Consider the following 23,565-nt stretch of genomic DNA (forward strand, 5'->3'; position numbering starts at 1 on the left):
GGGTGGGGTGTCGGCCGGGACTGCATGATTTTTGGCGCCCCGGGTCATGCTTCGACGGGTGCGGGCCTGTCCGCGCCACAAATCACGTTTTACGTCCCGGCCGACACCCCACCCCACCCCCGTCCCCGGCACGGGTTCCCGTCCGCACCCGTTCTCGGTACAGGTTCCCGTCCGCACCCCGTTCTCGGTACGGGTTCCCGTCCGCACCCGCTTCTCGGTTCGGTTCCGGCGTTAGTAGGACTTGGGGAGGCCCAGGGTTTGGTGGGAGATGAAGTTGAGGATCATCTCGCGGCTGACCGGGGCGATGCGGGCCACGCGGGAGGCCGTGATGAGGGCGGCCAGGCCGTATTCGCGGGTGAGGCCGTTGCCGCCCAGGGTGTGGACGGACTGGTCCACCGCGCGGACGCAGGCCTCTGCGGCGGCGTACTTGGCCATGTTCGCGGCTTCGCCGGCGCCCATGTCGTCGCCGGCGTCGTAGAGGTGGGCGGCCTTCTGCATCATCAGGCGGGCCAGTTCCAGCTCGATGTGGGCGGCCGCGAGCGGGTGGGCGATGGCCTGGTGGGCGCCGATGGGGTTCTTCCAGACCTGGCGGGTCTTGGCGTAGTCGACGGCCTTGGCGAGTGCGTAGCGGCCCATGCCGATGGCGAAGGCCGCGGTCATGATCCGTTCCGGGTTGAGGCCCGCGAAGAGTTGGAGGAGGCCCGCGTCCTCGTCTCCGACCAGGGCGGAGGAAGGGAGTCGTACGTCGTCCAGGGTGAGCTCGAACTGCTTTTCCGCCGCTTGGAGTTCCATGTCGATCACGGTGTGGGCGAAGCCCGGGGTGTCGCGGGGGACGATGAACAGGCAGGGCTTGAGGCTGCCGGTCCGGGCGTCTTCCGTGCGGCCGACGATGAGGGTGGCGTCCGCGATGTCGACGCCGGAGATGAAGACCTTGCGGCCGGTCAGGATCCAGTCGTCGCCGTCGCGGCGGGCGGTGGTGGTGATGCGGTGGGAGTTGGAGCCGGCGTCGGGCTCGGTGATGCCGAAGGCCATGGTGCGGGTGCCGTCGGCGAGGCCGGGGAGCCAGGCCTGCTTCTGGGCGTCGGTGCCGAAGCGGGAGATGACCGTGCCGCAGATGGCGGGTGAGACGACCATCATGAGGAGGGGGCAGCCCGCGGCGCCGAGTTCTTCGAGGACGATGGAGAGTTCGGCGATGCCGCCGCCTCCGCCACCGTACTCCTCGGGGAGGTTGACCCCGAGGTAGCCGAGCTTGGCGGCGTCCGCCCACAGTTCGTCGGGGTGGCCGCCCTCGCGGGCGAGGCGCGCGAGGTATTCGCGGCCGTACTTCTGGCCGAGGGCGGCGACCGCCTTGCGCAGGGCCGTGTGTTCTTCCGTTTCGATGGAGCTCATGCTTCCTCCTGGACTACGGCGAGCAGGGCGCCGAATTCGACCTGCTGGCCGGTGACGGCGTGGAGCGCGGTGAGCGTGCCGGAGGCGGGCGCGAGGATGCGGTGTTCCATCTTCATGGCCTCCAGCCAGAGCAGGGGCTGGCCGGCGGTGACGGGGGTGCCGGGGGCGAGGCCCTCGGCGACGCGGACGACGGTGCCGGGCATGGGGGCGAGCAGGGAGCCTGGTTCGGTGCGGTCCTGGGGGTCCGCGAACCGGGGTACCGGGGTCAGGGTGTGGGCGCCCCCGCCGTACGTGGAGTCCACATGGACGTCGGGGGTGTTCGAATTTTGTTTCACGTGGAACGTCCGTCGGACGCCCTCGATTTCCAGGGTGACCAGCTCCGGTGTGGCCGACAGGACCCGGATACCGGGGTGGTCCACCAGCTCCGGGGAGCCGCTGCGGGCCGGGCGGTAGCGGACCTCGTATGCGGTTCCGGCTGCCGTGTAGTGGCGGGTCTGCGGCTGGGAGCGGAGGTTGCGCCAGCCCCCGATCCGGGCGGCGAGCGGGGCGTGGGGGGCGGGGGCCGTCTCGGCGAGGGCCGCGGCGACGGCGGCGGCGAGGGCGGCCGGCCCGGCGTCCGGGGCGGCTTCGGTGAGGGCCGGCAGGTGGCGGTCGTAGAAGCCGGTGTCGAGGTGCCCGGCCTCGAACTCCGGGTGCCGCAGGGACCGTACGAGGAGCTCGCGGTTGGTGGCCAGTCCGTGGATCCGGGCTCCGGCGAGGGCGTGGGCGAGGGCGCGGACGGCCTCGGCACGCGTCGGGGCGTGCGCGACGACCTTGGCGAGCATGGGGTCGTAGTGGATGGAGACGGTGTCGCCGTCGGTGAAGCCGGTGTCCACGCGGACCTCGCCGGGGACGGCGAGGGTCTGCAGGATCCCGGTCTGCGGGCGCCAGTCCTTCGCCGGGTCCTCGGCGTAGAGGCGGGCCTCGACAGCGTGCCCGGAGGGCTGCGGAGGGTTCAGCGGCAGGGGCGCGCCCTCGGCGATCCGCAGCTGAAGTGCGACGAGGTCGAGCCCGAAGACGGCTTCGGTGACCGGGTGTTCCACCTGGAGGCGGGTGTTCATCTCCAGGAAGTACGGGCGGCCGTCGGCGGTGACGAGGAACTCGACGGTGCCCGCGCCCTGGTACGAGACCGCCCGCGCGGCGGCGACGGCCGCCTCGTGCAGGCTCGCGCGCAGCGTCTCGGGCAGGCCGGGCGCGGGGGCCTCCTCGATGACCTTCTGGTGGCGCCGCTGGAGGGAGCAGTCGCGGGTGCCGAGCGCCCAGACGGTGCCGTGGGCGTCGGCGAGGACCTGTACCTCGACGTGGCGGCCCCGCTCGACGTAGGGCTCCGCGAAGACCTCGTCGTCGCCGAAGGCGGAGCGGGCCTCGGCGCGGGCCGCCTCCAGCTCCTCCTTGAGCGCGTGGAGGTCCCGTACGACCCGCATCCCGCGGCCTCCGCCGCCCGCCGCCGCCTTGAGGAGCAGGGGGAGGTCGGCGGCTGCGGCCGTGTGCGGATCGACGGGCTCCAGGAGCGGGACCCCGGCGGCGCGCATCAGCTCCTTGGCCCGGGTCTTGGACGCCATGGCCTCGATGGCCCGGGGCGGCGGCCCGATCCAGGTGAGTCCGGCGGCCTGGACCTCGCGGGCGAAGGCGGCGTTCTCGGAGAGGAAGCCGTAGCCGGGGTGGACGGCGTCGGCGCCCGCCGCGAGGGCGGCCCTGATGACCAGGTCGCCGCGCAGGTAGGTGTCCGCGGGGGCTGCCCCGGGCAGCCGTACGGCGGCGTCGGCCGTGCGCACGTGCAGGGCGTCGGCGTCGGGGTCGGAGTGGACGGCGACGGTGGCCAGGCCCAGGGCGCGGGCGGTGCGGAAGACGCGGACGGCGATCTCGCCGCGGTTGGCGACCAGTACGGAGCGGAGGGTCTTCTGTGTCATCTGGGGGCTCACATCCGGAAGACGCCGAAGCCGCCACGGGCGCCCTCGACGGGGGCGTTGTGGACGGCCGACAGGCACAGGCCGAGGACGGTTCGGGTGTCGCGCGGGTCGATGACCCCGTCGTCGTACAGCCGCCCGGAGAGGAACATCGGCAGGGATTCGGACTCGATCTGCGCCTCGACGAAGGCGCGCATGCCGGCGTCCGCCTCCTCGTCGTAAGGCTGCCCCTTCGCGGCCGCCGACTGGCGGGAGACGATGGAGAGCACGCCGGCGAGCTGGGCGGGGCCCATGACGGCGGACTTGGCGCTGGGCCAGGCGAAGAGGAAGCGGGGCTCGAAGGCGCGGCCGCACATGCCGTAGTGGCCGGCGCCGTAGCTGGCTCCGATGAGGACGGAGAGGTGGGGGACGCGGGAGTTGGAGACCGCGTTGATCATCATCGAGCCGTGTTTGATGATGCCGCCCTGCTCGTACTCCTTGCCGACCATGTAGCCGGTGGTGTTGTGGAGGAAGAGGAGCGGGATGTCGCGCTGGTTGGCGAGCTGGATGAACTGGGCGGCCTTCTGCGACTCCGCGCTGAACAGCACCCCTTGGGCGTTGGCGAGGATGCCGACCGGATAGCCGTGCAGGGTGGCCCAGCCGGTGACCAGGCTGGTGCCGTAGAGGGGCTTGAACTCGTCGAAGTCAGAGGCGTCGACGATCCGGGCGATGACCTCGCGGGGGTCGAAGGGGGTCTTGAGGTCGGCGGGGACGATGCCGAGGAGTTCCTCGGGGTCGTGGAGGGGTTCCTCGGCCTTCGGCGGGTCTGCCTGTGGCTTGCGGTGGTTGAGCCGTGCGACGACGCGGCGGGCCTGGCGGATGGCGTCGTGCTCGTCGAGGGCGTAGTAGTCGGCGAGGCCGGAGGTCCGGGCGTGCATGTCGGCTCCGCCGAGGGACTCGTCGTCGCTCTCCTCGCCGGTGGCCATCTTGACCAGCGGCGGACCGCCGAGGAACACCTTCGAGCGGTCCTTGATCATGATGGTGTGGTCGGACATGCCGGGGATGTACGCGCCGCCGGCGGTGGAATTGCCGAAGACGACGGCGATGGTCGGGATGCCGTCCGCCGAGAGCCGGGTGATGTCGCGGAAGATCGCGCCGCCCGGGATGAAGATCTCCTTCTGCGAGGGGAGGTCGGCGCCGCCGGACTCGACGAGGCTGATGCAGGGGATTCGGTTCTGGCGGGCGATCTCGTTGGCCCGCAGGGCCTTCTTGAGGGTCCAGGGATTGCTGGCGCCGCCCCGGACGGTGGGGTCGTTGGCGGTCACCAGGCATTCGACGCCCTCGACCGTGCCGATACCGGTGACCATCGAGGCGCCGACCGGGTAGTCGCTGCCCCAGGCGGCGAGCGGGGACAGCTCCAGGAACGGGGTGTCGGGGTCGAGGAGCAGCTCGACGCGTTCGCGGGCCAGGAGCTTGCCGCGGCCGCGGTGGCGGGCGGTGTACTTCTCACCACCGCCGAGCAGGGCCCCCGCGTGTGCGGAGTCGAGCTCGGCGAGGCGCTCCAGGGCGGCGGTACGGGCCTGCGCGTGCTCGGGGGCGAGCGGGTCGACGGCGGTCTTGAGGCGGGTCACGGGGTCCCCTCCGGGGTGGTGGGCGCGGGGAGTTCCGAGGACGCGGGTTCCGAGGACGCGGGTTCCGAGGACGCGGGTTCCGAGGGCGCGGCGGTTTCGGGCGGCGAGGTCTCGGGCGCGGCGGGCGGTTCCCCTCCGGGGTGGTGGCCGAGCAAGGCGACGGGGATGTCGGTGTGGCGGGAGCGCAGCCACTCGCCCAGCGCCTTGGCCTGGGGGTCGAAGCGGTGGCCGGAGGCGACGCCGTCACCGAGGATGCGGGTGATGGTGAAGTTGAGGGAGCGGAGGTTCGCCAGCACGTGCCGGGTCACTTCCAGTGGGGCCGTTTCGGGAAGCAGGGCCTTGAAGGCGTCGACGGTGAGGGTGTCGCGGAGCCACTCCCAGGCGGGGGCGCTCTCTGCCCACACCCCGACGTTGGCGTCGCCGCCCTTGTCCCCGCTGCGGGCACCCACCAGCCGCCCGAGCGGCACCCGTTGCGTGGGGCCGGCGGGCCCTTGCGCTCCGGAGCCGGCCGGAGCGTGCGGCTCGGGGGAACGGGGGAAGGGCGGGGAGGGGACACGCCCCGAAGGGCTCGCGTCCGCAGGTACCGGCAGGCGGGTGCCGTCCGGGAGGGTGGCCGTGTGGGGGACCGAGGCGGCCGGGACCGTGGTCGCGGCGAAGACTCCGTACGGCTGGGCCGGGGCCGGAGGGGCCGTTACGTGGAAGCCCGGGTAGCTGGCGAGCGCGAGCTCGATCGCCGCCGAGGTCAGCGCCCGGCCGACCCGGTCCGGGGACGGGTCGCGGACGACCAGGCGGAGCAGCGCGCTCGCCGTCTCCTCCGTCCCCGCGTCCTCGTGGTCCGTACGGGACAGCGTCCAGGCGACCGAGGACACCGGAGCGAGCAGTTCGGACAGCTGCTCCCTGACCAGCGCCGACTTCTCCTCGATGTCCAGGCCCGTCAGGACGAAGACCACCTCGTTGCGCCAGCCCCCGATCCGGGTCACGCCCACCTTGAGCGTGTCCGGCGGGGCCTCCCCGAGGACGCCCGAGATCCGTACGCGGTCCGGACCGGCGTCCGACAGCCGGACCGCGTCCAGGCGGGCCGTCACGTCCGGGCCCAGGTAGCGGATGCCCTGGGTCTCGTAGAGGAGTTGCGCGGTGACCGTGCCGACGGACACCACCCCGCCCGTGCCCGGGTGTTTCGTGACGACCGAGGAACCGTCCTCGGAGATCTCCGCCAGCGGGAAGCCGGGCCGGGAGACGTCGTGACGGGTGAAGAAGGCGTAGTTGCCGCCGGTCGCCTGCGTTCCGCACTCCAGGACGTGGCCCGCCACCACCGCCCCCGCCAGCCGGTCGTGTTCGTCCGGCGCCCAGCCGAACCACCACGCCGCGGGCCCGCTCACCAGCGCCGCGTCCGTGACCCGGCCGGTCACCACCACGTCCGCGCCCGCCCGCAGGCAGGCGGTGATGCCGGCGCCGCCGAGGTAGGCGTTCGCGGTGAGCGCGCCCTCCCCGTACGGCATCAGGTCGTCGCCCTCGACGTGCGCGACCGAGACGGGGACGGACAGTTTCGCCGCCAGCGCCCGTACCGCGCCGGCGAGCCCCGCCGGGTTCAGACCGCCCGCGTTCACGACGATCCGTACGCCCCGCTCGTGGGCGAGGCCGAGGCACTCCTCCAGCTGGCGCAGGAAGGTTTTGGCGTAGCCGAGTTCCGGGTTCTTCAGGCGGTCGCGGCCGAGGATCAGCATGGTCAGCTCGGCCAGGTAGTCCCCGGTCAGCACGTCGAGGGGGCCGTCCGTCAGCATCTCGCGCAGGGCGTCGAAGCGGTCTCCGTAGAAACCCGACGCGTTGCCGATCAGCAGGGGGCGCCGGGTCACCGGGAGGTCCCCGGCGCGCGGCCCGGGCCGGCCGGGCCGGCAAAAGCCTGGGCGATGTCGAGCCAGCGGTCGGCGTCGGGGCCCGCCGCCGTCAGGGCCAGGTCGGCGCGGTGGGCCCGCTGGGTCACCAGCAGGCAGAAGTCGAGGGCCGGGCCGGTGACCCGCTGCGGCGCGTCCTCGGGCCCGTACGTCCACACCTCGGCGGAGCCGGGAGCGGTCAGCTCGATCCGGAACTCCCCCGCCGGCGCCGCGAGGCCCCGTACCGCGTACGCGTAGTCGCGCGCCCGTACGCCGATCCGCGCGACGTGCCGCAGCCGGGCCGTCGGGACGCGGCGTACGCCGAGCGCGTCGGCGATGTCCTGGCCGTGCGCCCAGGTCTCCATCAGGCGGGCGCTCGCCATCGACGCGGCCTTCATCGGCGGCCCGTACCAGGGGAACTTGGCCTCGGGCGAAGCGGCGGCGAGCGCCTCGTCGAGGGCGTCGCGGCCGGCCCGCCAGCGGGCCAGCAGGTCGGCGGGGGCCAGCGCGGCCCCCTCCTCGGCTCCCGCGTCGACGAAGGTGTCGGGGGCCTTGAGGGCCTCCTCGACCAGTACCGCGAAGCCGGTGGCATCGGTGAGGGCGAGCAGCGAGGCCCGGTCGGTCCAGTGCAGGTGGGCGATCTGGTGGGCGACGCTCCAGCCGGGCGCGGGCGTGGGCCGCGCCCAGTCGGGTGCGGACAACTCCCCTACCAGGGAGTCGAGTTCCCTGCCCTCCTCGCGAAGATCGACGAAGACGGCGACAGCGGACGGATCGGGCACGGGTGCGCTCCCCTTCTCGGCGTGAGGGGAAGCCTGGCACCCGTCAGGAAAACAATCAAGCGTGCTTGCATTATTTTTCGAAGCGCTGCCGATCCGGCGGAGTTCGGGTCAACTGGGGGCGGGAAGGGGTGATTTGGGAGGAGCGGACCGCCATCGGCCGCTGCGGGGCTTGCGCGTGCCGCGCGGCCGCGGCGAGGATCGGCGCCATGATCGAGGAGACGGACAAGGACACGTTCAAGGACACGGACACGGTCGCGGGCTCGGGCACGGGCACGGGCACGGACACGGTCGCGGGCTCGGGCACGGGCACGGACACGGACACGGACGGGGTCACGGTCGCGGACGCGGGCAAGCGCACGGCCGACGGCACGGTCAAGGGCGTGATGTTCGACTTCTCCGGCACCCTCTTCCGGGTCGAGCCCACCGCGGACTGGCTCCGCGCGGTGGTGGCGGAAGCCGGACTCGACCTGCCCGAGGCCGAACTCGCCGACTGCGCCCGCCGCCTGGAGCAAGCCGGCGCCCTCCCCGGAGGGGCGAACCCGCGTCGGCTGCCGCCCCGGCTGGAGACGCTGTGGCGGGAGCGCGACCTGAGCTCCGCGAAGCACCGGGCGGCCTACACCGCTCTTGCCCGGGAGGCGTCACTGCCCTCGCCGGAGCTGGCCGACGCCCTGTACGACCGGCACCGCACCCCCGCGGCCTGGCGGCCCTACCCCGATACCGCCTCCACGCTCGGCGCCCTGCGCGAGCGGGGCGTCCCGGTCGCCGTCGTCAGCAACATCGGCTGGGACCTGCGGCCCGTCTTCCGGGCCCACGGCCTCCACCACCTCGTCGACGCCTACCTGCTCTCCTTCGAGCACGGGGTGCAGAAGCCCGACCCCGGGCTCTTCCGGGCCGCCTGCGAAGCGCTCGGGCAGGCGCCCGCCGACGTGCTCATGGTCGGCGACGACCCCGTCGCGGACGCGGGGGCCGCCGCCCTGGGGTGCCGGGTCGAACTGGTCCGCCACCTGCCGGTCGAGCAGCGGCCGGACGGGCTGGGCGCGGTGCTCGAACTGCTCTGAGGCGGCCGGCTCACGCCCCGACGAGGGACGCTCGGGCGGGTACGGACGCGGACGCCGAGACGGGTACGGACGCGGATCCCGGTGCGCCGCGGCGGGTCAGGTCCATCGTCCAGTTGAGGACCCAGCTCTCGCCCTGGTCGGCGGAGAAGAACTGCTCCCAGCGCGGGGTGTCCGTCCGCGTCCCCGACCACACGAAACGCACCAGGACCGGCACGCCCTCGCAGGTGTCCTCGCCGTGGAAGACGCCCCTGCCGGTACCCGGCTCGAAGCTGCCGGCGACGGGCGGGAAGAGCGTCCCGGTCCCGGCGCTCGCCCAGTTCAGGGTCCACCGGCCTCGCTCGTGGTCGTAGAGCCGCAGGGTCAGTCCGGCGGCGCCCTTCGTCGGGAACTCGATCTCGTCGAAGTTCGCGGCGCCGCCGAAGTGGCGGGTGGCCCGGGAGATCCCCGGGAACACCTGCCATCCGCAGTCGGCGTCCAGGGCGTCGACGAGCCGGTGGTTGGCTACGTCCCAGGTGCCGACGAGGAAGTCGAAGTCGTTCATACGCGTTCTCCCCTGAGTGTTCCGGTGGGCGGCGCGAGCTTCCCGCGAGCCTTTCGGTACCGATGGGGATGACCGTAGGAGCACTCCACTGACATCCTGTGTCAGTGGAGTGCACATGAAATCCAGCCGACTGCTCTCGATCCTGCTCCTGCTCCAGACCAGGGGCCGGATGACCGCCGCCGAGCTCGCCGAGGAGCTGGAGGTGTCCGTCCGTACGGTCTACCGCGACGCGGAGGCGCTGGCCGCCTCCGGCGTCCCGCTGTACGGCGACGCCGGCCACAGCGGCGGCTACCAGCTCCTCGACGGCTACCGCACCCGTCTCACCGGCCTGGCCCCGGGCGAGGCGGAGGCCCTCTTCCTCACCTCGATGCCCGGCCCGGCCGCCGAACTGGGCCTCGGCCGGGCCCTGTCCGCCGCCCAGCTGAAACTGCGCGCCGCCCTGCCTGCGGAGCTGCGCGCGCAGGCCGACCGGATGCGGCTGCGGTTCCACCTGGACGCACCCGGCTGGTACGCGGAACACGAGGAGACCCCGCACCTGGGGCGGATCGCCGACGCGGTGTGGCGGGGCCGGGTGATCGAGGTCCGGTACCGGCGCTGGAAGGCGCCCCACGAGGTGGACCGGCGCCTGGCCCCGTACGGGCTGGTCCTGAAGGCGGGGCGCTGGTACTTGGTCGCGGGTGCGGCGGCGGGGGCGGGCGCGGCGGGGGCTCCGGGCGGGCCCGGGGAGCCGGCGGCCGTGGAGCCGGTGGCCGTGGAGCCGGCCGGGCCGTACACCTACCGGGTGGACCAGGTCCTGGCGGTGCGGGAGACGGGCGAGGAGTGCGTGCTCCCGGACGGCTTCGAGCTGGCCGCCCACTGGCGGCGGACCCAGGCGGAGTTCCACGAGCGGCTGCACCCGGAGAAAGCGGAGGTACGGCTTTCCGCGCGGGGAGCGGCCCGGCTGACCGGCGCCCAGGCCAAGGCCCTGGCGGCCGTCGGGGCCCCGGACCCGGAACTGCCCGGGTGGACGCGGGCGGTGCTGCCGATCGAGTCGCAGGCGCACGCGGAGGCGCAGTTCCTGGAGCTGGGGGCGGAGGCGGAGGTCCTCGCCCCGCCGGCGCTGCGGGAGCGGATCGGAGCGGTGGCCGCGGCGATGGCGGCCCGGTACGGGTCCGGGGCCGCCGAGCCCAGGGCCGGGGCCGCCGAGCCCAGGGCCGGGGCCGCCGAGCCCGGGGCCGGGGCCGGGGCCGCCGCGACAGGCGCCGGACACGCGGCAGGGGCTGCAGGGGCTGCGGTTGCCGCTGGGACGGGGGCCGCCGGGCCCGGAGCGAAGGCCCCGGCCAGTGCCGGAAAGCACACCCCGGAGAATGCCGGCTGAGGCCTTCCCTCCGCCCCCGCGGAGCTGGGATGCTCCGCGCATGACGACTCCCCGGATGTACTTCGCGGCTGCCGCGCTGAGCACCCTCGCGCTGGGCGTGACCATGGCGAGCGGCTGGGGTCAGGACTATCCGGACGGGGAGAGCACCGGCGCCGGCACCTCGCTCTCCGCCTGGTCCGCGGACTGGCCGACGGGCTCGGTCCACGTAGAGGCGAACGTCCAGCACGCGGACGTGGCGCCGCCGCGGACCGACAGCGACATCGTCTGGAACTGACCCCGACCGCCCCGGCCACCTGCCCGGACCCGACCCGACGTGGCTTGAACTCCCCCTGGAACTAGGGGTGTCGGTATACCGTCGTTGCCGACGAGGGTGGGCAAGGGGCTGGAGTGGCATGAGTGGCGGCGACATTCGCTATCGCGTGGAGCGGATAGCACTGGCCTTGATGGCCACATCGGGCGTCGTCGTGCTGCTCGCGGACCTCCTCGGGTGGCTCGACGCGCTGGCTCCCGGGGGCGCGCTCCCCAAGGTCACGCTGCTCATCCTGAGCACGGTCACCGTCTTCCTCCTTCTGGAGATCGACCGCCTGCGCAAGCTCGATGTGGTCCAGGCGCAGGTCACCTCGCTCGACGAGACCGTCCAGACGCGGATCACCCGGCTGGACACCACCGTCGAGGAGCAAGTGGCCCGGCTGGACGGCAGCCTCCAGGAACAGGTCGCCCGGCTGGACGACACCGTCCAGGAACAAGTCGCCCGGCTGGACGACACCGTCCAGGCGCAGGTCGCCCGGCTGGACAGGAGCTTCCAGGCGCAGCTCGCCAAGCTGGACATCGACACCGTGGCGCAGCAGCTCAAACAGGAGAACTACCTCGGCGTGGTCCGGGTGCACGCGCACTTTCCCGACACGGTGTTCAACGGGTTCGTGGAGGAAGCCGCCCAGGAGGTGGTCATCCTGCAGACCTGGATGCCCAACCTGGAGCAGCTCCAGACGTCGCTGGAGAAGGCGCTCGTCAACCAGCGGGTCCCGGTGCGCATCTTGCTGCTGCACCCGGCCTCGCCCGTGGCGGGACTGCGCGACGAGGCCCTGCGGACCGTACGGGATCCCGCCTTCGCGGTGGACGTGCAGGCGAGCGTGCGCAGGTGCCTGGCCGGCCTCGCGGAGCTCCACCGGGCCGTCCGGGAGGAGGACCGGGGACTGCTCCAGGTGCGGGTGTACAACTCCCTGCCGTCCATCGCCGTCCACAAGGTCGACGAACACTTTCTGGTCAGCTCGTTCCTGCACGCCCAACTCGCCATCGATTCCGCCCAGCTCGAGATCGACGGCAGTGACAGCACGATGGGCCGGCAGGTCCTGAAGGAGCTGGACACGCTGTGGGGAATCGGCCACGACGTGGTCTTCCCCGACTGGCGCGAGTCGATCAGAGCCAGAAGCCTGTGATCCACGGAAGGGTACGGCCATGCACGATCTGCACGATCTGGACGAGTTCGAGGACACGCTGATCGGACGGTTCGAGGAGCATCCGGTCCTGGCGAACATCACCCGGCTGCCGGACGAGGACTTCGCCGCGCTCCTGCTCCAGCGGCGCTTCGTATCGCTCGCGTTCACCCCGTCCTACGACCTGGCGATCGATCTGCTGGGCGACGAGGAGGGTCTGCGCATCGCCCGGATCATCCTGCGCGAGGAGTATCCGGACGCCTACGGGCACTCGCCCTCGCACCGCGAGGACATGACGTGGGACCTGCGCCGGCTCGGGGTGTCCAGGGAGGCTCTGGTGGCTTCGAGGCCGACGGCCGCGACGAAGCGCGCGATCGGCGACACCCTCGACCTGATCGCCGACGCGGGCGGCCACGAGGACGCGGACCTGCGGCTGCTGACCGTCCTGCGGTTCTGGGGCGAAGTCCTGGTCGCGGTCGAGTACGGACGGCTGTGGGAGCGGATGGAGCCGCTGCTCGCGCCCGGGGGCCGGATCCAGTCGCGCTTCTACCACCCGCACCACCTCCACGATGCGAAGACGCACTCCCTCGCGACGGTGTCCCTGCTGTCCGGCACCCACTCCGACCGCCTGGCCACGCGGGTGACCGAGCTCCTCGCCCGCGAGGAGACGACGGGCCGCTTCAAGGAGATGGAGGAGCGCACGCTCCAGCTCAAGGTGGACTTCTACGACCAGTTCCTGCCCGCGCTGGACCGCGTCGCGACCTGAAGCGCCAGGCGGCGGGGCCGGCGGGAAGCAGCGCGGCCGGGCAGCGGGGCCGGCGGGGAGCGGGGCCGGCGGGTCAGGCCGGCGGGGCCGGCGGCCGCGGGCGCGTCTGCGCGCGGACCGCGCCCATGCTCGCCGCGATGACCAGCGCGATCGCCGCCGCGTCCAGCGCCGACAGCGCCTGGTTCAGTACGAGGAAGCCCGCCGTGGCGGCGATCGCGGGTTCCAGGCTCATCAGGATCGCGAAGGTCGGCGCCGGCAGCCTGCGCAGGGCCAGCAGTTCCAGCGTGTAGGGCAGCACCGAGGACAGGACCGCCACGCCGAGGCCGAGGGCCAGGGTGCTGGGGAGGAGGAGGGCCGAGCCCGCCTCGATCACGCCGAGGGGGAGCGAGAGGACGGCCGCCACGGCCATCGCCAGCGCCAGCCCGTCCGCCTGCGGGAACCGCCGGCCGGTCCGCGCGCTGAAGACGATGTACGCGGCCCACATGCCGCCCGCGCCGAGCGCGTACGCCGCGCCCAGCGGGTCGAGTCCCCCGAAGCCGCCTCCGCCGTGGGTGGACAGCAGTACGACGCCGGCCAGCGCCAGCCCGGCCCACAGCAGGTTCATCAGGCGGCGGGAGACCACGACGGACAGCACCAGCGGGCCCAGCACCTCCAGGGTGACGGCGGGGCCGAGGGGGATGCGGTCTATGGACTGGTAGAAGAGGCCGTTCATGCCGGCCATGGTCACGCCGAACCACACCACGGTGGTCCAGTCGGCGCGGGAGTACCCGCGCACCTTGGGCCGGCAGACGAGCAGCAGCACCAGCGCGGCCGCCGCGAGCCGCAGCGTGACCACGCCGGCCGCACCCGCCCTCGGCATGATCATGACCGCGAGGGCGGCGCCGAACTGCACCGAGACTCCCGCCGTGACCACCAGCGCGACGGGTCCGAAGCGCGCCCGGAAGGAGCCGTCCGGGGCCGTCGTCGCGGGCACGGACGCGGGGGCGGGTGCGGGGGCGGAAGCGGGGGCGGGTGCGGGGTTGGTGGCGGGTGCGGTCGTGGGGGAGGGAAGTGCGGCCATTTATCCAGATTAAGGGGTCGGTAAGGACCGTGCTTGCGTGTTCTGCCTTACATCCGGTTCACGGGGCTTCCGCCAGGGCTTCCGCCAGGACCTCCGCCAGGTGGCGGGCCCGGCCTCCGGACAGCTGCGCGATCTGGGTCCGGCAGGAGAAACCGTCCGCCAGGACCTCGGTGCCGGGGGCGGCCGCGCGCAGCGACGGCAGGAGCTGTTCCTCGGCGCAGGCCACGGAGACCTCATGGTGGCCCGGCTCGAAGCCGAAGTTTCCCGCGAGGCCGCAGCAGCCGCCGCTCAGGTCACCCGTGAGGCCCGCCCGCTCGCGGAGCCGGCGGTCGGCGGCGTCCCCCAGGACGGCGTGCTGGTGGCAGTGGGTCTGGCCGGCGACCGGCCGGTCGAGGCGGGGCGGCTGCCAGTGCGGGGCGTACTCCTCCAGGGTCTCGGCGAAGGTCCGCACGGCGGCGGCGAGGCGGTGCGCGCGGGGGTCCTCCGGGAGCAGGGCGGGGAGATCGGTGCGGAGCGCTGCCGCGCAGCTCGGTTCGAGGACGGTCACGGGGCCGTGGGGCTCGCCCACGGCGTCCAGGGTGCGGAGCAGGACCTTGCGGGCACGGTCGAGGCGGCCGGTGGAGACGTAGGTCAGCCCGCAGCAGACGGGGACGGCGCCGCCGCCCGCGAGGACGGGCGCCAGCCCGGCGTCCCGCAACACCCGGACCGCGGCCCGGCCCGCCTCGGGAGCCAGGTACTCCGTGAACGTGTCCGGCCACACCGTCACGGTGGCCCCGGCGCCGGGCCCTGCGACGGGGAGGGGCTCCGCGGAGCGGGACACGCGGCGCCACCAGCGGGTGAAGGGTTCGGGCGCCAGTGGGGGAAGGGGGCGGGAGGGGTCCAGGCCCGGGATCCGGAGGAGGCGGGCCGCCCGGTTCGCCGGCCGGGCGAGCCGCAGCGCCGCGATCACCCGCAGCCACGCCGGTAGCGCGCCCAGGGTGTAGTGGGAGAGCGGGCGCAGCCGGCCGGCCCAGTGGCGGTGGAGGAACTCCGCCTTGTACGAGGCCATGTCCACGCCCACCGGGCAGTCGCTGCGGCAGCCCTTGCAGCCCAGGCACAGGTCCAGCGCCTCGGCGACCTCCGCCGAGCGCCAGCCGTCCGTCACGATCTCCCCGGCGAGCATCTCGTGCAGCAGCCGGGCCCGGCCGCGCGTGGAGTGCCGTTCCTCACCCGTGGCCCGGTACGACGGGCACATCACCCCCGGCCCGCCGACCTCCGTGGTGCGGCATTTGGCGACGCCGACGCAGCGGGCGACCTCCCCCGCGAAGGCCGAGGGCGGGAGCACCGCGAAGCGGAGGTTCTCGTCGAGGCGCGCCGGGTGGACCAGCATGCCCGGGTTCATGCCGCCCGCCGGGTCCCAGACCCGCTTGTAGGCCTCGAAGAGGGTGATCACCGAAGGTTCGTACATGCGCGGCAGCAGCTCCGCCCGTGCCTGCCCGTCCCCGTGCTCCCCCGACAGGGAGCCTCCGTGCGCGACCACCAGGTCGGCCAGGGCGGAGGAGAAGGCGCGGAAGCGTGCCACACCCGGGGCCGTCACAAGGTCGAAGTCGATGCGGACATGGACGCAGCCCTCGCCGAAGTGGCCGTACGGGGATCCGCGCAGCCCGTGCTCAGTCAGCAGCGCGCGGAAGTCCCGCAGGTAGGCGCCGAGTCGGGCCGGCGGGACCGCGCAGTCCTCCCACCCCGGCCAGGCCATCCCTCCGTCGGGCATGCGCGTCGCCGTGCCCGCCGCGTCCTCGCGGATCCGCCACAGCGCCCGCTGCCCCGCCGGGTCGGTGATCAGCAGGCTGTCCACCGCGTCCGCGTCCCGGAGCAGGGCGCGGCCCGCGCCCTCGTCCCTCATCTCGACGAACAGCCAGGCGCCGCCCCGGGGCAGCCGGCCGGAGGCCGGGCCCACCAGGTCGGCGGCCATGCCCTCCACGGTCAGCGGGCCGTACCCCAGCAGGCCCGCCGCCGCGTCGGCGGCCGCGCTCTCGTCGGCGTACCCGAGCACCGCGAGGACCGGTGCACTCGGTGCCTCCACCAGGCGGACCACCGCCTCCGTGACCACTCCGAGGGTGCCTTCGCTGCCACAGAAGGCGCGGGCGAGCCCGGCGCCCCGTTCGGGCAGCAGCGCGTCCAGCCCTCCGTAGCCGGAGATCCGCCGGGAGAAGCCCCCGGCCATGCCGGTGCGCAGGACCGCCAGGTTGGCCGACACGAGCTCCCGCAGGCCCGCCGGGGCGCCCGCCCAGCCGGCGGCGAGCCGGTAGGTGGAGCCCCCGTACGCCGTCACCGCGAGCTCCGCCACGTTGTCGGCGGTGGTTCCCCAGGCGACCGAGTGGGCCCCGCACGCGTTGTTGCCGATCATCCCGCCGAGCGTGCAGCGGGAGTGCGTGGAGGGGTCCGGTCCGAAGGTCAGCCCGTGCGGGCGCGCCGCGTCCCGCAGCCGGTCGAGGACCAGGCCGGGCTGGACGACGGCGGTGCGGGCGGCGGGGTCCAGGAAGACGAGGGCGTTCATGTGCCGGGTCAGGTCGAGGACCACCCCGATGCCCGTGGCCTGGCCGGCGATGGAGGTGCCGCCGCCGCGCGGGACGACGGGGACGCCGGCCTCGGCGCACACCGCGAGCGCGGCGGCCACGTCGGCGGCGTCGCGCGGGGCGACCACGCCGACCGGGACGCGGCGGTAGTTCGAGGCGTCCATGGTGTTCAGGGCCCGTGCGGCGGCGCCGAAGTCGACCTCTCCGCGCAGGTTCTTCCGCAATGTCCGTTCGAGTTCACCGGGTGACGTCACCCGGACACCCTCCCACCGGCCCGGTTCATCTCATCGGGTGGACGCGCCTCCGAAGCGTGGACCTGGACCCGATACGCTCCGCTTGTGGCTGAGATCCAGATTCCCGCTGACATCAAGCCCGCCGACGGACGCTTCGGCGCGGGCCCCTCCAAGGTGCGGATCGAGGCGCTGGACGCCCTCGCCGCCACCGGTACCTCCCTGCTCGGAACCTCGCACCGCCAGGCCCCGGTCAAGAACCTGGTCGGTTCGGTGCGCCAGGGCCTCCGGGACCTCTTCTCCCTCCCCGAGGGCTACGAGGTGATCCTGGGCAACGGCGGCTCCACCGCCTTCTGGGACATCGCGACCGCCGGTCTCATCGAGCGGAAGTCGCAGCACCTCACCTTCGGCGAGTTCTCCTCCAAGTTCGCCTCGGCCGCGAAGCTCGCGCCGTGGCTGGACGCACCGTCCGTGATCTCCTCCGAGCCGGGTACGCACCCGGACCCGGTGGCGGAGGCCGGCGTGGACGTGTACGCGTACACCCACAACGAGACCTCGACGGGTGTCGCGACGCCGATCAAGCGCGTCGCGGGCGCCGACGCCGGTTCCCTCGTCCTGGTGGACGCGACCTCGGGCGCCGGCGGTCTGCCGGTGGACATCACCGAGACCGACGTCTACTACTTCGCCCCGCAGAAGTCCTTCGCCTCCGACGGCGGCCTGTGGCTGGCGGCGTTCTCCCCGGCGGCCCTGGAGCGCGCGGCCCGCGTGCACGCCTCCGGCAGCCGGCACATCCCGGAGTTCTTCTCGCTGCCGACGGCGATCGACAACTCGCTGAAGAACCAGACGTACAACACCCCGGCGCTCTCCACCCTCTTCCTGCTGAACGAGCAGCTGGAGTGGATGAACAGCCAGGGCGGCCTGGAGTTCACGACCGGCCGTACGTCGGCCAGCGCGGCCCACCTGTACGGCTGGGCGGAGGCGTCGAAGTACGCCAGCCCGTTCGTCGCGGACGCCGCCAAGCGATCCGCCGTCATCGGCACGATCGACTTCTCGGACGACGTCGACGCGGCCGCGGTCGCCAAGGTGCTGCGCGCCAACGGCATCGTGGACACCGAGCCCTACCGCAAGCTCGGCCGCAACCAGCTCCGTATCGCGATGTTCCCGGCGATCGACCCGGCGGACGTCCAGGCGCTGACGGCGTGCGTCGACCACGTCATCGAGAACCTCTGACCGGCAGGCACCAGGCGGCCTTCAGACGGCCGTCCGACACGCTCCGGAGCCCCCGGTGACATCCCGTCACCGGGGGCTCCGCGTTGCCCGCCGCACCCCTGAGGAGGTCCTGAGCCGAGCCTGAAGCGGTCCTGAAGGAGGCCTGAAGAACAGGGCCCGGCGGGTCGGCCGGATCCCGGGACCTTGGTCCCAAAAATCGGGGCAAAGAGCCCGCAAACGGAGGCACCCGACCGCCCCCGCGGCCTGCGGTTTCCTCCATCGGGACCTTCGGCACGGGCGCCCCGCGGCCCCTGCGGGGGGTGCAACCGGGCACCCCGGGATGTCCCTCATGTCTGGTGTGCCGGGAACGAACCCCGGCCCGTTCAGGAGGAATCCCATGCGCAAGGCACTCACCCTCTCGGCGATCGCCCTCACCTCGTCGATCGCCCTGGCGGTCCCCACCGTCGCGTTCGCCGCCGACGGCCGGGGCGGCACCGCCAAGGTCGAGAAGGTCGCGGACGGCAACTACGGCGTCGACGCCTTCGCGGGCGGCAAGAAGTTCGACACCGTCAAGTTCTCCACCGACGCGACGGACAACCCGAAGCCGAAGCCGGCCCCGGTCGACCCGAAGAACCACAAGACCCCCAAGGGTTCCGTGAACACCGGCCAGGCCCCCCTCGGCTGGGTCCCCTCGGACGCCGCAGCCCATGGCTGAGCAGTCGGCCCCCGCCCGCGCCCCCCGCCGGAGCGGCCGCGTACTGCGCGCGGCCGCCCTGGCGGGGGCATCGGCCCTCACCGTCGTCCTGGTCACCTCCTGCTCCTCCGGCGGCGGTGACACCGTCAAGAACGGCACGGCGGACGCCAAGGCCGCATCGGTCCTGAATCCGTCCGTCCCGGACCGCGTCGTGATCCCGGACATCAAGGTCGACGCACCGCTCGACACCGTGGGACTCGACCCGCGGGGCGTCATGCAGGAGCCCGACTTCGCCAAGCCGAAGGACGCGGCCTGGTACAAGGACGGCCCGACCCCCGGGGAGAAGGGCGCGGCCGCCATCGTCGGGCACATGGACACCCCCCAGGTGCGCGAGGCCGTCTTCTTCAACCTCAAGAAGCTGAAGAAGGACGAGAAGATCGAGGTCCACCGCGACGACGGCAGCACCGCCGTCTTCGAGGTCGACTCGGTCGACACCTTCAAGAAGGACGGCTTTCCCACCGAGAAGGTCTACGGGGACACGCACGGCAAGGCCGAGCTGCGCCTCATCACCTGTGGCGGCAACCTCACCCCGGATCGCCACTGGGACGCCAACGTCGTGGTGTTCGCCCGCCTCGTCGGGCAGCAATAGCCGGCGCGTCCCGCGCGCCCCTGCCCGCTGCCTCCCACGGCCCCGACCGGCGTGTTCCACGCGCCCGCCTGGTGGGACGCGGGCCCGGCCCGTGGCGGCGGGCGGGCCCGCACGCGATACCTTCAGGGCCTCGGCATTCGGCGTTCGGTGAATGCCGTACAGGGCGGTACAGCTTGGAGGCAGCGGCGTGAGCGTGCGAGTGACGGCGGCCCAGGGTGGCGTGGACCCCTTCGGCACGACCCGGCTGCGGCGCGGGGTGCTCGACGCCTGGGGCGCGGGCCCGGCCCGCTTCCGCGAGGACGCCAACGCCGAGGAGGACCTGGCGCTCGGCGGCTACCGCGACCGGCTCGTCGTCGAGCTCGCGCAGAACGCCGCCGACGCGGCGGCCCGCGCCAAGGTCCCCGGCCTGCTGCGGCTCACCCTGCACTCCGGTGAGGGCGGGCACGCGGTGCTCGCCGTCGCCAACACCGGCGCCCCGCTGGACGCCACCGGCGTGGAGTCGCTGTCCACGCTGCGCGCCTCCGCCAAGCGCGACGACTCCTCCGGCAGCGTCGGCCGCTTCGGCGTCGGCTTCGCCGCCGTCCTCGCCGTCTCGGACGAGCCCGCGCTCCTCGGCCGCCACGGCGGAGTCCGCTGGTCCCTGGCCGAGGCCCGCGAGCTGGCCCGCGGGGCTGCCGTCGGCAGCCCCGGACTCGGCGACGAGCTGCGCCGCCGCGACGGCCACGTCCCGCTGCTGCGCCTCCCGTTGCCCGCCGAGGGCACCGCGCCCGACGGGTACGACACCATCGTGGTCCTCCCGCTGCGCGACGCCGCCGCCGAGGGCCTGGTCGAGCGGCTGCTCGGCGCCGTCGACGACGCCCTGCTGCTGACCCTGCCGGGGCTGGCCGAGGTCGTCGTGGACACGCCGGCCGGGGGCGTACGGACGCTGCGCCGCCGCGCCGAAGGCCCGTACACCGTCATCGAGGACTCCGCGTCCGGCACCAACCGCTGGCGCACCGTCCGCCAGGGCGGCCCCATCGAGAAGGCGCTGCTCGCCGACCGGCCCGTCGAGGAACGGCTGCGGCCCGCCTGGGCGGTGTCCTGGGCCGTGCCCGTCGACGCCGAGGGTGCGCCGGTCCGCCCGGCCACCGCCCCCGTGGTGCACGCGCCGACCCCGACCGACGAGCCCTTGGGGATCCCGGCACTGCTCATCGCGACCCTGCCGCTGGACACCGCGCGCCGGCATCCCGCGCCGGGGCCGCTTACCGACTTCCTGGTGGAGCGCGCGGCCGACGCCTACGCCGAACTGCTCGCCTCCTGGGACCCGGTGAGCACCGCGCTCGTGGACCTCGTGCCCGGGCCGCTGGGCAAGGGCGAGCTCGACGGGGCACTGCGCGCGGCCGTCCTGAAGCGGCTGCCCCGCACCGCCTTCCTCGCTCCGGCCGCCGAGCCCGAGGAGCCGCAGGAGGGCGAGCCGCTGGAGCGCTTCGCGCTGCGCCCCTTCGAGGCCGAGGTGGTGGAGGGCGCGGGCGCCGACACCGTACGGGTCCTCGCCGAGGTGCTGCCGACCCTGCTCCCGGCCGGGCTGGAGCGCCGCTCCGAACTGCGCGCCCTCGGGGTGGGCAGGCTGCCGCTGGGCGAGGCCATCGAGCGGATCGCGGGCATCGAGCGGACCCCCGACTGGTGGCACCGGCTCTACGACAGCCTCGCGGGCGTCGACCCGGACCGGCTATCCGGGCTCCCGGTGCCGCTGGCCGACGGGCGCACCGCGATCGGTCCCCGGCACATCCTGCTGCCCGGCGCGGCCGCCGCGGAGACGGACGGCGCCGCTCCGGAGAAGCTGGCCCGGCTCGGCCTGAAGGTGGCCCACCCGGACGCGGCGCACCCGCTGCTGGAGAAGCTCGGCGCGCTCCCGGCCTCCCCGCGCGCCGTCTTGACGACCCCGCAAGTGCGGGCGGCCGTCGCGGCCTCCCTGGACGCCGGGGACGTGTGGGACGAGGACGGCCTCGACGCCGAGGAGCTGGCCGACATCGTCCTGGGGCTGGTGCGGGCCGCCGAGCTGGCGCCCGGGGACGAGCCGTGGCTGGGCGCGCTCGCGCTGCCCGACGAGGACGGCGAGCCGACCCCGGCCGGCGAGCTGCTGCTGCCCGGCTCCCCGCTCGCCTCCGTCATCCGCGAGGACGAAGTCCCGTACGTGGACGCCGACCTGGTGGCCCGCTGGGACGCGCAGACCCTGACCGCGGTCGGGGTCCTGGCCGAGTTCCAGCTGGTCCGCGCGACCGACGTGGTCCTGGACCCGGACGAACTGGAGCCCCGCGACGGGGACTTCGCCGAGCCCGACGACGCCGGGCTGCTCGACGCGGTCGACGTGTGGTGCGAGGACGTACTCGACCAACTCCCCGACACCCCCGTCCCGCCGGTCGCCACCGAACTGGTCGCCGTACGGGACCTCGACCTGGTCGACGACGACTGCTGGCCCCAGGCCCTGGCCATGCTGGCGCAGCCCCCGCTGCGCGACGCCCTGACCCAGCCCGTGCGGGTCCTGCTCCCTGACGGCACCACCCGGTCCGTGCGCCCGTACACCGCCTGGTGGCTGCGCGACCACCCGGTCCTGGACGGCCGCCGCCCGGCGGGCCTGCGCTCGGCGGGCGGCGACCCGCTGCTGGCGGGCCTCTACACCCCGGCGGACGCCACCGGCTTCGAGGACGAGCAGGTCCTGCGGGCGCTCGGCGTACGCACCAGCGTGCCCGCACTGCTGGACGAGCCCGGCGGCGCGGCCGAGCTGCTGGGCCGGCTCGCCGACCCCGAGCGGGAGGTCGGCGGCCGCCAGCTGCACGCCCTGTACGGGGCGCTGGCCGAACTGGATCCCGAACAGGTGACCCTGCCGGACGAGTTGCGCGTCGTCGTAGACGGCGAGGTCGTGGTGGTGGACGCGGCCGACGCGGTGATCGCGGACGCGCCCGACCTGCTGCCGCTGACGGCCGGGCTCCCGCTGCTGCCGGTGGCCCCGGCGCGCGCCGCCGACCTGGCCGACCTGCTCCAGGTCCGCCGGCTCTCGGAGACGGTCCCGGCGGAGGTCACCACCGAGGGCGAGGAGCACGAGGTCCCCGAGTCCGTCCTGCAGCTGCTGGGCCCTGCCACCCCGGACCGCTACCTGGAACACGAGGAGCTGCGCGCGGGCGGCGTCGAACTCGACTGGCGCCAGACCCCGGACGGCACCCTGCACGCGTCCACGCTGGAGGGCGTGGCGGCGGCCCTCGCCTGGGCGGCGGGCCAGTGGCCCCGGCGCTTCGAGGTCGCGGCCCTGCTGGAGGACCCGTCACGGACGGCGGAACTGGCCCGCGACCGCTGGTTCGACTGAGTGGCCCCCCGGGTGGGCGGGCCGCGAGGTCAGCCCACCGGGGTGAGCAGTGCGTCCGCGACGGCCGTGCGGGCGTACAGCACCGAGCGGCCCGTGCGGTGGCCGGTGACCAGGCCCGCGTTGCGCAGTGCCGTGAGGTGCTGGGACACCGCGGCGGCGGACAGGCCGCTGTGCCGGGCCAGTTGCGTGGTGGAGGCGGGGGTGTCGAGCTCGGCGAGGAGCAGTGCCCGGGAGCGGCCCAGTACGGCGGCGACCGCGTCGGAGGACTCGGTGGTCCGGGGCTCCCACAGGGTGCCGATGCCCCGGGCGGGATAGGCCAGTTGGGGCGGCTCGGGCGCCACCGAGCGGGTCAGCACGCGGGGCCAGGCGAAGGCCGAGGGCACCAGCAGCAGGCCGGAGCCGGTCTGGTCGCGGGTCAGCTCGCAGTGCCGGCGGACCAGGCGCAGGGTTCCGGCGTCCCAGCTGACGGATTCGTGGAGCTCGTTCAGGACATGGGCGGAGCCGTGCTCGGCGACCTGCCGGGCGCGGTGGAAGACGTCCGATTCGAGGAGCTGGCGGATGCGGGGCCAGTAGGGCGCGAGGGCGAGTTCCCAGTAGGTCTCGATCTCGGCGGCGACCTTCTCCAGCGCGGCCTCCGGCTCCTCGTGGAGCAGCCGGAGGCGAGGCGCCGGGCGGGACTTGGCCGCCAGCACGGCGAGGTCGGACCGTACCTGCTCCGGGGTGCTGCGGCGGATGGCCGCCAACTCGGCGGGCAGCTCGGGGAAGGGACCGGCGGGGGTCGGGTTGAGGAAGTCCGCGAGATAGCCGGCGCCGGGGATCAGGGCGGCGAGCCAGCCCCGGTCCAGGCCCGCGCGCTCCAGCCGGGGCCGCACCTGCGCGGCCCACCGGCGGTGCAGGGGCGGTTCGGTCGCCTCGCGCAGCAGCCGGAAGCTGGTGACGACCTCCCACATCGGGGACACCGCGAAGCGGGTCTGTGCCAGGTCCGCCGCGGAGAAAGCCAGTCGTGATTCCATGTCCCTGCCCCCATAGGCCCGTTGGATTCGGCCCCAGCTTAATCAATAGGATGCCGGAGCGCCCG

Annotated in this window: 17 protein-coding genes and 1 pseudogene; 9 read left to right on the forward strand and 9 right to left on the reverse strand. The window is 73.9% G+C overall.

Annotation, left to right across the window (positions count from 1 at the left end; translation table 11 throughout):
* Positions 1 to 231: 231 nt before the first annotated feature.
* The 5 genes from J7F03_RS29125 to J7F03_RS29145 form a co-directional block, all read right to left on the reverse strand.
* Complete coding sequence (locus J7F03_RS29125; RefSeq protein ID WP_214954698.1) at positions 232 to 1,389, reverse strand: acyl-CoA dehydrogenase family protein; 1,158 nt, start codon at positions 1,387 to 1,389, stop codon at positions 232 to 234.
* Positions 1,386 to 3,338: a biotin carboxylase N-terminal domain-containing protein gene (locus J7F03_RS29130; RefSeq protein WP_214954700.1), complete on the reverse strand. Its 1,953-nt coding sequence runs from the start codon at positions 3,336 to 3,338 to the stop codon at positions 1,386 to 1,388. The genes J7F03_RS29125 and J7F03_RS29130 overlap by 4 nt, the downstream gene beginning before the upstream one ends.
* Before the next feature lie 8 nt (positions 3,339 to 3,346).
* Positions 3,347 to 4,945, reverse strand: a complete 1,599-nt coding sequence (locus J7F03_RS29135; RefSeq protein ID WP_214954702.1) for an acyl-CoA carboxylase subunit beta — start codon at positions 4,943 to 4,945, stop codon at positions 3,347 to 3,349.
* Positions 4,942 to 6,726 (reverse strand): acyclic terpene utilization AtuA family protein, encoded by a 1,785-nt coding sequence (locus J7F03_RS29140; protein ID WP_251072665.1) that lies wholly within the window; start codon positions 6,724 to 6,726, stop codon positions 4,942 to 4,944. Before J7F03_RS29140 ends, J7F03_RS29135 begins: the two co-directional genes overlap by 4 nt.
* Positions 6,727 to 6,794: 68 nt before the next feature.
* Positions 6,795 to 7,595, reverse strand: coding sequence for a TIGR03084 family metal-binding protein (locus J7F03_RS29145; RefSeq protein ID WP_214954704.1), 801 nt, complete (start codon positions 7,593 to 7,595; stop codon positions 6,795 to 6,797).
* 383 nt (positions 7,596 to 7,978) lie between these two features.
* Here J7F03_RS29145 and J7F03_RS29150 point away from each other — a divergent pair, with 383 nt between their 5' ends.
* Positions 7,979 to 8,653: an HAD family hydrolase gene (locus J7F03_RS29150; RefSeq protein WP_214954758.1), complete on the forward strand. Its 675-nt coding sequence runs from the start codon at positions 7,979 to 7,981 to the stop codon at positions 8,651 to 8,653.
* A 10-nt stretch (positions 8,654 to 8,663) separates the two neighbouring features.
* Here J7F03_RS29150 and J7F03_RS29155 read toward each other — a convergent pair whose 3' ends face one another.
* Positions 8,664 to 9,194, reverse strand: coding sequence for a hypothetical protein (locus tag J7F03_RS29155; protein ID WP_251072662.1), 531 nt, complete (start codon positions 9,192 to 9,194; stop codon positions 8,664 to 8,666).
* Between the two features lie 115 nt (positions 9,195 to 9,309).
* Here J7F03_RS29155 and J7F03_RS29160 point away from each other — a divergent pair.
* The 4 genes and pseudogenes from J7F03_RS29160 to J7F03_RS29175 form a co-directional block, all read left to right on the forward strand.
* Positions 9,310 to 10,347, forward strand: a pseudogene (locus tag J7F03_RS29160) (helix-turn-helix transcriptional regulator); the annotation flags it as partial.
* Between the two features lie 244 nt (positions 10,348 to 10,591).
* A complete protein-coding gene (locus J7F03_RS29165; protein WP_214954708.1) occupies positions 10,592 to 10,825 on the forward strand; it encodes a hypothetical protein in 234 nt (77 codons plus the stop codon).
* 118 nt (positions 10,826 to 10,943) lie between these two features.
* Positions 10,944 to 11,987 (forward strand): hypothetical protein, encoded by a 1,044-nt coding sequence (locus tag J7F03_RS29170; protein ID WP_214954709.1) that lies wholly within the window; start codon positions 10,944 to 10,946, stop codon positions 11,985 to 11,987.
* A gap of 19 nt (positions 11,988 to 12,006) precedes the next feature.
* On the forward strand, positions 12,007 to 12,750 hold the full coding sequence (locus J7F03_RS29175) for a hypothetical protein (protein WP_214954710.1): 744 nt from the start codon (positions 12,007 to 12,009) through the stop codon (positions 12,748 to 12,750).
* 73 nt (positions 12,751 to 12,823) lie between these two features.
* On the opposite strand, the gene J7F03_RS29180 is transcribed toward J7F03_RS29175, so the two are convergent.
* Complete coding sequence (locus tag J7F03_RS29180; protein ID WP_214954711.1) at positions 12,824 to 13,810, reverse strand: DMT family transporter; 987 nt, start codon at positions 13,808 to 13,810, stop codon at positions 12,824 to 12,826.
* 58 nt (positions 13,811 to 13,868) lie between these two features.
* Entirely contained in the window at positions 13,869 to 16,619 is a 2,751-nt protein-coding gene (locus J7F03_RS29185; RefSeq protein WP_374104406.1) for an FAD-binding and (Fe-S)-binding domain-containing protein, read from the reverse strand.
* 84 nt (positions 16,620 to 16,703) lie between these two features.
* On the opposite strand from J7F03_RS29185, the gene serC reads away from it, so the two are divergent.
* The 4 genes from serC (at position 16,704) to J7F03_RS29205 (ending at position 22,487) form a co-directional block, all read left to right on the forward strand.
* Positions 16,704 to 17,825: a phosphoserine transaminase gene (gene serC / locus J7F03_RS29190; RefSeq protein WP_214954712.1), complete on the forward strand. Its 1,122-nt coding sequence runs from the start codon at positions 16,704 to 16,706 to the stop codon at positions 17,823 to 17,825.
* Between the two features lie 376 nt (positions 17,826 to 18,201).
* Positions 18,202 to 18,519: a hypothetical protein gene (locus J7F03_RS29195; RefSeq protein ID WP_214954714.1), complete on the forward strand. Its 318-nt coding sequence runs from the start codon at positions 18,202 to 18,204 to the stop codon at positions 18,517 to 18,519.
* Complete coding sequence (locus J7F03_RS29200; protein ID WP_214954715.1) at positions 18,512 to 19,147, forward strand: class F sortase; 636 nt, start codon at positions 18,512 to 18,514, stop codon at positions 19,145 to 19,147. Before J7F03_RS29195 ends, J7F03_RS29200 begins: the two co-directional genes overlap by 8 nt.
* Before the next feature lie 151 nt (positions 19,148 to 19,298).
* Positions 19,299 to 22,487: a sacsin N-terminal ATP-binding-like domain-containing protein gene (locus J7F03_RS29205; RefSeq protein ID WP_251072663.1), complete on the forward strand. Its 3,189-nt coding sequence runs from the start codon at positions 19,299 to 19,301 to the stop codon at positions 22,485 to 22,487.
* Positions 22,488 to 22,516: 29 nt separating this feature from the next.
* On the opposite strand, the gene J7F03_RS29210 is transcribed toward J7F03_RS29205, so the two are convergent.
* Entirely contained in the window at positions 22,517 to 23,500 is a 984-nt protein-coding gene (locus J7F03_RS29210) for a DUF5937 family protein (protein ID WP_214954717.1), read from the reverse strand.
* Positions 23,501 to 23,565: the final 65 nt, after the last annotated feature.

This window comes from Streptomyces sp. ISL-43 (genome assembly GCF_018614195.1).
In the GTDB taxonomy this organism is placed as follows: domain Bacteria; phylum Actinomycetota; class Actinomycetes; order Streptomycetales; family Streptomycetaceae; genus Streptomyces.